Consider the following 11,572-nt stretch of genomic DNA (forward strand, 5'->3'; position numbering starts at 1 on the left):
TAGTAGAAGCCATAGAATTTCGCCGATCCGTTACTTCAGTAACGGATCAGCTACAGAATTTCTTGACGACCATAGAACATTGGAACCACCTGATCCCATCCCGAACTCAGTAGTGAAACGATGTATCGCCGATGGTAGTGTGGGGTTTCCCCATGTGAGAGTAGGTCATCGTCAAGATTAATTTCCGAAACCCCCGATCGCTAACGCGATCGGGGGTTTTGTCTTTTAGGCCTGCCAAAAGCAGCCTTAGCAGTCGAATAGCTTACGTACGTTCTTCATGGCGTCGTCAGCAAAGGCCTGAAGGAATGCCTCGAAGTCAGTCAAGGTTTCAGGCCCTCCACTGGCGGGCTCGCCGATGATTGTCCAGGTAGCAACACATTGAGCGGGTCCTTTCTCTTCAACGTTCATGGCAGCCCACAAGTTGCCAATGTTCAGACTGGTATAGATCAGCGACCAGGTCATGCTCATCTCTTCGTTGTTACGAGAATTGAGCTGCTCAATGACGATGTTTCCATCCTTGAAAAGCTTCTTGCGTACTGAGCGTACGCCTGTGCCGTAAACCTCACACGCTTCCAATGCAGGGATGAAAACCGGGAAGCCCGCAAAGTTACCCACGATGCTCCAAACGCTTTGAGCATCACTGGCCACTTCAACCGAGGACACCACACGCTGTCCTTCAGGGTTTCTGATCAAGGTATCGGGTTCTAGCTGTTTAGTAAGTGTCATGTCGTTCTCCTGAGTTTTGGGGAGTCAAATGAAGGCAATTTCTTTCAGGTACAGGCAGCCCCTGCGGAGTAGTGCCGGGTCTTTGCGGGGATAGCGCTCGTCCATCTGCGCTACGCCTGCCTTGGCATTGCTGAACTCGATCATCGAGATATCGCCAATGTCTTCCTCGAAGCCGCTCAGATAAAAACCCAGCACGCCGAATAACGCGTTCTGGCTATCGACACGGCCGAGCTGGGCTTGCCACTGCGAGATGCTGACCATCTGGAAATCGCGGCCCGCCTCGCGAAACGAATCGACGTAGTCGGCCCATGTCAGTGGTTCAGGGTTATGCAGATTGAACACGGCCTGTCCGGCTTGATAACGGCTTGCGTGAAAACCCACGAAGCGCGCCAGGAAGTCCACGGGCATCAGATCGAAGTTCATGACTAACTGTGGAACCTGTCCCAACTGCAGTGACCCCTTCAACATCAGCAGCAAGCGGTTTTTTTGGGGTTGGCAGACGCCGCTGATACTGTTGAAGCCGATGTTTCCAGGGCGATAGATGTTTACCTGTACGCCCTCGTTAACCGCGTGCTGCAGAATGCGTTCCGCGACCCATTTCGAGAGGTTGTAACCGTTCTTGATGTAAATGGGCGGGGTCGCTGCGGCAGGCTGCTCCAGAACTCGCCCCTGATCGTCGACGGTGCTGCAAGCCGACAGCGTGGAGATGAAATTGAAGATCTTCTTGCTGCGTCCTTCACACAAACGCAGGCATTCGAAGATAGGGGCAACATTGTCGCGAGCCAGTGTTTCGTAATCCTGCACATGGTTTACGTTGGCTGCGTTGTGTATGAGCGCGCCAAAGTCTCGATCCAGGCGCTCATAAACCGTATTACTCAGGCCAAGCTGTGGCTGGCTGACATCTGCCGGGTAGACGGTTACCCGACTCAGGTCCAGATGCTCAAGCCGATTTTCCCGCAGCGCCTCCATAAAGCGCTGCTGCGCACTTTGCCCGGTAGACTCACGCACGAGGCAGGCAACCTCGCTCGCCCCCCATGCGACCAATGCTTCAACGATGTGCACCCCAAGAAAACCATTGGCTCCGGTGACGATCACTTTACGAACATCACCTGATTGGCTGACCGGCAACACTGGCAACTCAAACGCTTTATCCGCATCGCTCAGCGCCTGCTTGCTGACAGTGCCCGCAGTTGCGTTATGACATTGGAGCAGGCCAGCCAGGGTGAGCAGTGTTGGAGCTTCGATGAAGCGGTTGATCGGGACGCTATGACCAAAACGTTCGCGAATGCCTAACAACAATCGGGACAGCAGTATCGAATGCCCGCCGAGGTTGAAAAAGCTTTCATCGGTGGAAATCTCCGTGCTCTGTATACCCAGCAACTCTGCCCAAAGGTCGAGCAACTGCTCTTCCAGCTCCGTCTCCGGTGGACGCCGTTGTTGCGGGTCAGCCTGCGGAACGGGCATCTCAAGCAGAGCTTTACGATCCACTTTGCCGTTACTGGCGTACGGCATGTTCGGCAGTAATGTGTAGGCTGTTGGCCGCATATAACTCGGCAACGCCGTTTCGACATGCTTGCGTAAACGGGTGACCAGCGTAGACGTATCGTGATCCGCCGCCGGAGTAACAAAGGCCAGGATCTGTCGCCGGTCATTAATGACCACTGCGACTTGGCGACACCAACGGCTGTCGCGCAAACAGTGTTCTATCTCTTCTGGCTCGACGCGAAAGCCTCGGATCTTCACCTGATTGTCGAGCCGACCGCAGAGCTCGATACCCTGTTCGGTCCATTTGCCGATATCACCCGTGCGGTATGCGCGCACCTGCTCGCCCGTTGGTAGTGATAGCAGCACATAGCGCTCAGCGGTCAGCGTTGGGTTAGCGATATAACCCAGGCACACACCCGGGCCAGCGATGTAAAGCTCACCCTGGGTGTGGTCCGGGACCGGCTGCAATTGCTCGTCCAGGATCAGCACCTTGCTGTTGGCAATGGGGCGTCCTAAATGACGATTGCTGCTGTCGGGCTGAAACTGGCCCGCAGTAATTAGCACCGTGGCTTCAGTTGGACCGTAGAGATTGTGGAAGGAGCAGGTCGCAGCCAGGCGATTGATAACCTCTGGCTCGCAGACATCCCCACCGGTCATCACGTACTCAATGCCTGATGGCATGTCTGTTGGCAGAACGCTCAGCAATGCAGGAGGCAGAAAGGCGTGACTGATACCCCGCTGAATCAGCCCCAGCAATTGCAGTGGATCGCGTCGTTGATCTTCAGTGGCTACCACTAATTCGCCACCACAGAGCAAAGTCGGAAATATATCGATGACTGACGAATCAAAGCTCAGTGTCGAAAACTGCAACACTCGACTCTGCCGTGACAGCCTGACGTAATCGATGTACCACGCCGTGAAGTGACTGAGATTACCCTGACTCAGCAACACTCCTTTGGGTTTCCCGGTAGTGCCAGACGTATAAAGCGCCATGCACGGCGCATTGATTTCTGCGGGCCCATTCACCGGAAGCTGAGTGGTGCTGCCGATCTCGACACCGCTGATGTCCAGCGCGGAAAACTCGGCAGTTGCCAGCGGGTGCGAGCCGTCGTGCAGCAGGACAATGGCGTCCGCGTTTTCCAGAATGTACTGCTGACGTGTCAGAGGCTGTTCCGGATCAAGGGGCAGATAAACGGCTCTGCAGCCCAGAATCGCCAATATCCCGGCAAACAACGCAGGTGACTTGGCCATACAAATACCAATCACCGGCGTTGTATCGAGCTGTTCGGCGAGCATCGGCAGCAGCAATTTCTGAATCGCAACGCTGTGAGCGTGCAACTCACGGTAGCTGATGTGCTGATCGCCGAAGGTTAATGCAGTACGCTCGGCATGCTCTCGCAGGCTTTGCTCCAGACGGTCGATGAGCGACGTTTCTGCCAGTCTTGAAAGGTGCGGTTGGGCCGTCTGATTGAAACGGTGCTCGAAGAGCAGTTGATCAACCCTGAGCAGCGTGTGCTGATTTTCGCATTGCGGTGGTTCGACAGTCGCTGCCGAGTTTAAATACGTTGAGTCCCGGGACAGGCGACTGACCTGTAATGAGGCCATGTCGACCAGCGAGGTCAGCGCTGCATCCCGCAGCATTCGACCATTACCTGAGTGTTCAATACGTAGCCAATGGCGAGCGATCAGGCGCTGGGCGGCAACCGATCCACACCAGCACAGCAGTTCCAGGCGCACCAGGCCGGTTTCTGCATCCGGGCTGGTCCCGACGCGTAACGCCAAATGGTCACCCCGAAAAACCTGACCGACAGATACAGGTAACTCCAGGCTACCGTCATCTATCAGCAAAGACGCCGTATGAGCGATGCAGACGTCCAGCTCCGGCGCAGCCTTCAGGTGGTCAACGAGATGACCCTGGCTTCGCAGCTCCTGAGTCAATTCACTCAGGGTCAGGCTTTGGCCGATGAGCACAATCTCAAGACGTCTCATTGCAGTGCTCCCGGTACCGGCAGGTAATCTGCCAGCGCGGTTCTGACGCAATGTGAGTCGAGCATCGAACTGATTTTGAAGAGGCGCAGGATATTGCCAACCAGTGGGTGATGGCTGTTGATCGGAAAGCTCAGAGCGACGACGTCTTCCTTGAGGGCCAGCTTGATGGCGGGCACGACGTTCAGGTTTTCGATCAGGTTGAAATCAAAGCTCTTCTGAATGTCGTTAGTCAGGTACTGCGCAATAAACACCGGCAGGATGCGCGCGATACACTCGCGATCCTCCTGTGCTGCGCTTTGCCAATAAATACACACCAACCGCGCCCAGAACCCGGAGTGCCTGCCTTCATCCAGCAGATGGTCAGCCATCAGCCCTTTGATGGATTGTTTGACCGAATCGTCCTTGGCGAAGGCAGCCACATCATTCGTTACCGTGTTTTCCGCGATGGCTACGCAGATCAGTTCTACAGCACTCTGCAAGTGCTCCGGGGCCAGCTTGACTGCAGCAGGGATAGCGCGACTCAGTTCGATCTCTTGCGGCAAAGCGATAGGCTCGATGCCCGTCATCGCGATGGTTTGCTGCATGAAATCCATGGCCACCAGCGCGTGGTAATCCTCATCAATCACGACAGTCATCGCGTCATAGCGGCAAGCGAACGGGAAGGGGATGGCGAAGCGGTTCTTGGCGATGCTGCGGGCGGTCTTGTCGACGATTTCCGTTTCGAAAATCACCACATCGTTGATGAACTTGTAGAGGGTCTGCCCAGCACGTAATCACGCAGTTGCGCGCATTTACGGGTGAAGGTATCGCTCAGCACCAAAGGTTGACGGCTGAGTGGGTAGATCAGCTTTTCATCGTTTTCGAGCATGCGCCTTGGGCGCGTACGAATCGTAGCGCGACCTTCCCAGGCATCGACGAACGACAGATAGTCTTCGGCTTTCATGATGGGCTTCCTTGTCTGCTCAGATCAGAGAAGGGGCAGATGTGCATGCTGATTCGCAGCCTGTCCCAGAGCGCGATGCGGCTCTCGATGGCTGCAATGGCGGCCTGATACACCTCAAGCTGCCGTTGCTCATCGCCTGCTATCAGGCGCGCCAGAAATGCTTCGGCTGCCGGCCCGTGATCCTCGGAGTCGACCTCGATATGGCGTTCCAGGTAATAACGAAAGGTGGGTGCTTGCTCGACGGTGATGCCCCAGTCATCGAGGATGCTCTGAAACATCTGTGGGATGACGCTTTCGCGACCATGCAGAAAGGCCGCTGCGACGCTGTGCGCCGGTGCATGCAGCGCCACTTCAAGGGTGTGGCTGACAAACTTGCAGGCGGCTTCGCTTGCTTCCACATGCTGCAATGCCGTCGCGTAGTGCATGCCCTTTTTCTGTAGTTCGACAAAGCGCTCGACCTGCAGGGTGTTTGCTCCGACTTCACGCATGGCGTCCAGATACAGCTCGAAGTGGCTGTAATGTCCGTGCTCCGGTCTGTCGTCGGACTCTTCACCCAGCACGATTTCATTGATCAGTCGTGCGGCTTTTGCATCACCGGGCGGCAGCCAGGGCAATTGCGTGCAGGTCAACTCCTGTTGCAGGCGCTTGGTCAGTGACATGAAGTCCCATACGGCGAACACATGGGTTTCCATGAAGCGCCTGAGCACTTCAATTGAGTTGATTTCGGAAAATATCGGGTGTTGACCCAGTTTCGATTTCAAACGGGTTAGTTGCAGTTCCTGTTGGTACATGACGATCCCTCGAATTAATAACATCAGGCGGTAATGCTCTGGTGTATCAGCGTGTGGCTAACCGTATTAGTGCGTGTGGGTGAAGGCGTTAATAAGGATTTATGAAGCGTGAACAGAGTTCGCTTACGTGCCTCTTTCGATCGTGCGCCCGCTTGTTACGGCGCTTGTAAGCGCTTGCGCTGGAACAGGGCATCTGCACATCGCTCGGTTTTCAGCAGGTATGTCCGACGCTTCGTATAAAACTTAGAACATGAATAAGTTGAAGGGCAAATATTATTTTAATTATTTGTGTGGTGAGTAACTTGGGCGCGAGCGGGTACTTATAAAACGTTTGAATAAGTTTTATAAGCGCGAAAGCAACCCTTTCGACTCACTAGAGCCAAAATTAATAATAATGAGCGCGTGCTCCGCTCAGCGTTGCTTGAGTTGCAATGATTCAACTTATTTAATAGTGATGGGCGTTATTGGCGTGAGCCTTCAATAATGCTGCGCCCAGCGGCAGAACTCCTTTCCCGGTGACTGTTTTCATGCCCGTCACTTCCTGGGCGATCAACCAGAATCAGGTGGTGCTGCGCTGGCCCGCCCGACCGTGGTCATGGCGAGTTTGACTCATTCGGCTGGAAGGCTGGTCCTGCTGGGATAGGACAAACAGCGATAAGGAACGCGAGGAACGGCTGAAAATGCAGTAAGCCTTCAGACAGGCAAACGCGACCAAGCATCTGCAATGCTCAATCACGCGTGAAAGAAGGGAGAGGGTCTAACTGGTGCGGTTTTTCGCTTTGCGTGCTGGCAATGGCTGAGCATTTGCCTGGCTACGTAAATACTGAGTGACAGCTTTCACACCTCGGTTGAGGTGCAGTTGCAGGGCCTGCACGGCTTCTTCGACATTTCTGTCCTGGGCAAGGTTGAGTAATTCCCAGTGGTCATCCTGTGCCAGCTTGCCCAGACCCATGGCTTCCAGATTGAAGCGCAGAAAGCGCTCTTCTTCATTCAAGCCTTGCTCGACCACTTTCATCAGCCGCTTGTTGGAAGCCTTGGCGTAAAGCGCCATATGAAACATACGGTTAAGCCTGCCTATCTCGGCATAGTCGGTTACGACTTCAAGCTCTTCAATACAACGTCGCGCCAAGGCCAGGTCGTCGGCATCGAGCAGCGGGATCGATAGGCGAATAGCCTCGGACTCAAGCAGAATCCGCAGCGCATATGCGTCAACCGCGTCTTCGCCAATCAACGGGGCCACAACGCCACCTTTGTGCAGCTCAACGGTCAGCAATGACTGAGCTTCCAGCTGACGAAGTGCTTCGCGCACAGGCATGCGGCTCACGCCAAACAACGTTGCAAGCTCCTGCTGACGCAGTGCGGTCCCGGCCGGTAAACGCCCGTCCAGAATAGCGCTGCGCAGTTTTTCCTCGATCACGGCCCTGGCTAAATGCGCAGGCGTATGTTCATCGCCTATGATCGCGCGCAATAGGCTTTCTCTAGCGGTGTTGGGCATCGAGGCTTATCTTCATGAGTGCTGTTATTGGATCCAATTGACCCTAGGTCCTGCTCTATAGGTTGTCAAACCGCCAGCACGTAAGTCAGCGATCCATGGTCATGACTGCCGTTCCTTTGCGGGCGCTCATGAAGCATAGCGTGCCGCCAGCCATCGTCAGTGCGGCCAGGACATAAAACATCGTCGCGGGCGGTGTATTGATCAGCAGATAGCCGCAAATCACCGGGCTCAGTGCGCCGCCGAAGGCAGCGAGGTTCTGCGCGCCGTAATAGCTGCCGCGCAAGGCCTCGGGCGCTATTGTATCGACGAATAAATATTCGGCGGGGTATATGATCATTTCCCCGAGCGTAAAAATGAACATCGCGATGCACCACGTCAGCATGCTGTTCGAGAAACTGAAACCGATCAGGCCAAACACGAACAGTCCGATGCCGACACAAATCCACCCGGCGAGCCTTTCACGCTTTAGCCAGCGGCCGATCTGATATTGCAGAAGGATCACGGTGACGGCATTGCAGGCCAATATGGCAGACAGAATGTGCAGCGCATCTTTCTGCGCATGAGTTACCAGCAGAAACTGTGACAGGTAAAGCGTGAACCTTCCGTGAACGATGGTGCTGAGCAGGCTGCCGCAGGTGAACAGAATCAGTGTGCGGTCGCTTTTCAGGATACGGAGCGTGTTGATGAAGCTCTGGGGTTTAACGTTGTCGGCAGGCGTTACTGGTGCGATTCCCACCATCAGAAACACGCTACCCAACGCAATCGCCGCGGCAATCAGAAACGGCGCGAGGGGGAGGTATCCGGCGATGAGTACCCCCAGCATCGGCCCGGTCGCATAGCCGATATTGGTCAGGGTGTAGCGCAACGAGAACACCTTGGCGCGCAGGCCGATGGGCAGGTTTTCGCTGATGATCGCTTTGGAACCGATGAGAAACAGCGCTGACGCGGCTTCGGTGATCACCAGTGTCAGGGTGGTCAGGTAAACGTTGTGGGCAAAGGTCAGCAAGGTGAAACCGATGGCGCTTGAAAGCATTGCCACGATCAGCAGCCGGCGTTTGTCCAGACGGTCGATAATGTACCCGCCATAGAGCCCAAGCAGCGTGGCGAGAAAGACCGCGATGCCCATCAGCAACCCGACATCTTGCTGGTTCAGCCCTAATCGATTACTCAGGAATAGCGTCAGCAAAGGGCTGGTGATCGCACGGCTGACGACGATGGTCAGCGAGCAGATCAGCAGGCGACGGATGACAAGGGAATACGTGGCCACGCGGTGTTTACGTCCTGAAGGAATAATGCCCGGCAAGCTTATAGTCAAAGCAGGCTGGCGTCAGTGGCGGCGACGATCATGCTCGGGAAAGCGACATTTGCTGAAGACACATTTTCAGCGTCTGTCCCGGCCTCTTCCCTGCTAAAGCCGGTGCCACGACATCGCACATGATTTGTGAGAGTTCTGTGTTGGCCTGCAAGCGATGTACACCAGATCAAGGCCAATCTGTGGGAGCCGAGCTTGCTCGCGATAAACGATAGCGCGGTATATCTGCCTACCGCGCTAGCCTTATCGCGAGCAAGCCCGGCTCCCACAGGAGGGTGACCATCTTGAGGTTCCTTAACCCTTCATCCCCGGTAATCCCCAGTTCTGCAAGGGGAAGTCAGCCAGCGACTTCAGGATCAGGTCCGCATGCTCATACTGCTCCAGCGGCATGTGCGAATCGGGTACCGCAACGGCGTACATGCCGGCAGCCTTGGCGGCAGTCACACCGAATGGCGAGTCTTCGAACACAAGGCAATCAGCAGGCGCGATGCCCAGGCGGCGAGCGGCGACCAGGAAAATGTCCGGCGCAGGTTTGGCTGCGCCGACTTCCGGATCGTCTGCCGTCACCACCGTCTCGAACAGTTCGAACCAGGCGCGGTGCATCTGGATTTTGGCTTTGAAATAGTGGACCGATGAGCTGGTGCCCACGGCGATGGGAATATTGTTAGCCGCAAGATGCCGCACCAAGGCTTCAGCCCCGTGCATTGCGGGCGCTTTCGGGAAACGCTCATCCAGCATCGGCGCGCGAATTTCAAGGAACTCATCCACTGAAAGTGGCAGTTCCAGCGCCTCGATCACATAACTCGCGAAGTCCTGCGCGCCGCGGCCAATCGTGTGCTGCTTGACGGCCCAGTCAAATGTGCGGCCATACCGGCTGGCAATCAGATGCGTGACTTCGGTGTAGACCCCTTCGGTGTCCAGCAACAAGCCGTCCATGTCGAAAATCACGGCCTTGATGGGGCCTCGCTCACTTTGCTGTTCAGTCATCGTCTCGGATCCTGTTATTTCAAACCGGGCCTCAGCCTAACGTCTGGAGCAAGACGATTGCTACCCCACAACTGAATGAAGGCAGTTTGCAACCAAACGGCCGAATCGCTGCCCAACAGCGGTAGAAAAGGATCATTCGTACACACAAAAGAGCGACAACGCTGGGCCACTAGAAGGGCGCGATGATAATCTCTCGCCACTTTTCGCCCTTGCGTTGTGCTGCTTTGGTTGGCCTGGAATCAGGCTGCCGAAAAACCGGCAGAGGGTTCAGGGAAGAATTTTTCCAATTACCAGAAACGGATCTCTTCGAGTCAAAACATGAATAAATCAGTAGGCATCGCAGCTGGCGTTATCGTTGTCGTCGGGGCGCTGGCCACCGCCGGAGCATGGTACACGGGCACCCGAATCGAAGGTGTACTGCGTGATTCGATCGAGCAGGGCAACCAGGAACTGGTGAAATCCCTCAAAGGTTCCGGCAGTGCTATCACGCTGGAAATGCTGTCGATTGATCGGCACCTGTTTAGCAGCACAGCGCACTACCGTGTACGCATTCACGACGAGAGCCTCACCACTGAGGATAAAAACGCCGAGTTCCTGTTCGTCGACAACATCGAACACGGCCCACTGCCTTTTTCTCGTTTGAAGAGCTTCAAGCTGCTGCCTGTCATGGCGCAGAGCAACTTCGAAATGGAACAAAGCCCCAGTGCTGCCAAGTGGTTTGCCATGAGCAAGGGCGTGAGTCCGGTTACCGGCCACGCCAGCATCGGCTATGACCGCTCTACCAGTGGCGCGCTGCTGTTGGCGCCGCTTGAGTTGAAAGACACGGACGGTACGTTCACCTTCTCGGGTCTGCGACTGGATACTGAAGCCAGCGCTGATGCCGAAAAAATCAAAGTGCTTGGCAAGATGGATGATTTCCAGCTGAACGTCACCTCGCCAGAAGGTGAGGATGTCGCGCTGGTTGCCAAAGGGCTAACCCTGGACATGGGGGGCACCAAAGGCAAATCCGGCTTCTATCTGGGCCATAACACTTTGAAAGTCGATAGCTTCGTGGGGCAGATTGCGGGGCTGGCACCCGTCGCGGTCAAAGACTTGACCGGTACCAGTCTGATTCAGGAAGAGGGCGGTACTCTTGCTGGGCAGGCGAGCTACAACCTCGGCATGATCAGCTACGACGGCAAGGAGGTGGGCGCTTTGCAGTCGGCGTTCAAATTCAGCAACTTTGACGTCGCCGCCTCAAAAGCGTTGTACGATTTTTATCAAACTAAAATCATGCCGCAGCAACAGGCCGCTTACGCTGCCGGTGAGCTGTATTTCCTGCAACTCAGCCCGGAGGACCAGCAGTTGATGGATGCGCAACTCATCAAACTGCTAGCCGCCAAGCCACACGTCGAGCTTGAAAGGCTTGCCGTCAAAACGGCTAATGGTGAAAGTCATCTGCGTGTTGCTGTGGATTTGACCGACACCGGTACCGAACAGCCATCGCCTGAGCGTTTCCGCAACGCCATCGCTCAGATGGACGCGCGACTGGTTCTGTCCAAACCGATGATCGGCGACCTGGCGGCCCTGCAAGCAAATCTCGCCGGGCAAACCGATCCAGCTGCAATTGCTGAACAGGCCAAAGCCGCTGGCGATATGGTGGGTGCCATGGCAGTCATGATGCAAGTGGCCAAGGTCGATGGCGATAACATCGTCTCAAACATGCAGTACGCCAATAACATCGTCGATTTCAACGGCCAGAAGATGCCCCCGGCTCAATTTATGGCTCTTATCATGGGCAAGGTCATGGGGATGGATATAGCACAGCCTCCTGGCGAGTAAGCATTTTGTAGGAGTTGGCTTGC

General features: G+C 55.3%; 7 protein-coding genes, 1 rRNA gene and 1 pseudogene. 2 read left to right on the forward strand and 7 right to left on the reverse strand.

Translation table 11 applies throughout. From position 1 onward, the window contains the following. Positions 1–61 precede the first annotated feature (61 nt). Positions 62–177: ribosomal RNA gene (gene rrf, locus H8S59_RS23035) — 5S ribosomal RNA — on the forward strand. 69 nt (positions 178–246) lie between these two features. Here rrf and H8S59_RS23040 read toward each other — a convergent pair. The 7 genes and pseudogenes from H8S59_RS23040 to H8S59_RS23070 all read right to left on the reverse strand — a co-directional run bounded on the left by H8S59_RS23040 (position 247) and on the right by H8S59_RS23070 (position 9,728). Further along, complete coding sequence (locus H8S59_RS23040) at positions 247–726, reverse strand: SRPBCC family protein (RefSeq protein ID WP_187522914.1); 480 nt, start codon at positions 724–726, stop codon at positions 247–249. 24 nt (positions 727–750) lie between these two features. Continuing rightward, a complete protein-coding gene (locus H8S59_RS23045; protein WP_187522915.1) occupies positions 751–4,200 on the reverse strand; it encodes a non-ribosomal peptide synthetase in 3,450 nt (1,149 codons plus the stop codon). Then, positions 4,197–5,143: pseudogene (locus H8S59_RS23050) on the reverse strand (diiron oxygenase). The gene H8S59_RS23045 and the pseudogene H8S59_RS23050 overlap by 4 nt, the downstream one beginning before the upstream one ends. Then, on the reverse strand, positions 5,140–5,934 hold the full coding sequence (locus H8S59_RS23055; protein ID WP_187522916.1) for a DUF3050 domain-containing protein: 795 nt from the start codon (positions 5,932–5,934) through the stop codon (positions 5,140–5,142). The pseudogene H8S59_RS23050 and the gene H8S59_RS23055 overlap by 4 nt, the downstream one beginning before the upstream one ends. Positions 5,935–6,691: 757 nt before the next feature. After that, entirely contained in the window at positions 6,692–7,429 is a 738-nt protein-coding gene (locus tag H8S59_RS23060; RefSeq protein WP_187522917.1) for a GntR family transcriptional regulator, read from the reverse strand. A gap of 85 nt (positions 7,430–7,514) precedes the next feature. Next, positions 7,515–8,696 (reverse strand): MFS transporter, encoded by a 1,182-nt coding sequence (locus H8S59_RS23065; protein ID WP_187522918.1) that lies wholly within the window; start codon positions 8,694–8,696, stop codon positions 7,515–7,517. A gap of 339 nt (positions 8,697–9,035) precedes the next feature. Next, positions 9,036–9,728, reverse strand: coding sequence for an HAD-IA family hydrolase (locus H8S59_RS23070; protein WP_095101942.1), 693 nt, complete (start codon positions 9,726–9,728; stop codon positions 9,036–9,038). Positions 9,729–10,046: 318 nt separating this feature from the next. Here H8S59_RS23070 and H8S59_RS23075 point away from each other — a divergent pair, with 318 nt between their 5' ends. Further along, positions 10,047–11,549, forward strand: coding sequence for a YdgA family protein (locus H8S59_RS23075; protein ID WP_187522919.1), 1,503 nt, complete (start codon positions 10,047–10,049; stop codon positions 11,547–11,549). The last annotated feature ends 23 nt before the right edge of the window (positions 11,550–11,572 follow it).

The organism is Pseudomonas folii, assembly GCF_014357575.1.
In the GTDB taxonomy this organism is placed as follows: Bacteria; Pseudomonadota; Gammaproteobacteria; order Pseudomonadales; family Pseudomonadaceae; genus Aquipseudomonas; species Aquipseudomonas folii.

What these genes read in the sequence shown, in the direction of transcription:
- H8S59_RS23040 (WP_187522914.1), bottom strand. Translation starts at nt 726, where the DNA reads ATGACACTTACTAAACAGCTAGAACCCGATACCTTGATCAGAAACCCT.
- H8S59_RS23045 (WP_187522915.1), bottom strand. Translation starts at nt 4,200, where the DNA reads ATGAGACGTCTTGAGATTGTGCTCATCGGCCAAAGCCTGACCCTGAGT.
- H8S59_RS23055 (WP_187522916.1), bottom strand. Translation starts at nt 5,934, where the DNA reads ATGTACCAACAGGAACTGCAACTAACCCGTTTGAAATCGAAACTGGGT.
- H8S59_RS23060 (WP_187522917.1), bottom strand. Translation starts at nt 7,429, where the DNA reads ATGCCCAACACCGCTAGAGAAAGCCTATTGCGCGCGATCATAGGCGAT.
- H8S59_RS23070 (WP_095101942.1), bottom strand. Translation starts at nt 9,728, where the DNA reads ATGACTGAACAGCAAAGTGAGCGAGGCCCCATCAAGGCCGTGATTTTC.
- H8S59_RS23075 (WP_187522919.1), top strand. Translation starts at nt 10,047, where the DNA reads ATGAATAAATCAGTAGGCATCGCAGCTGGCGTTATCGTTGTCGTCGGG.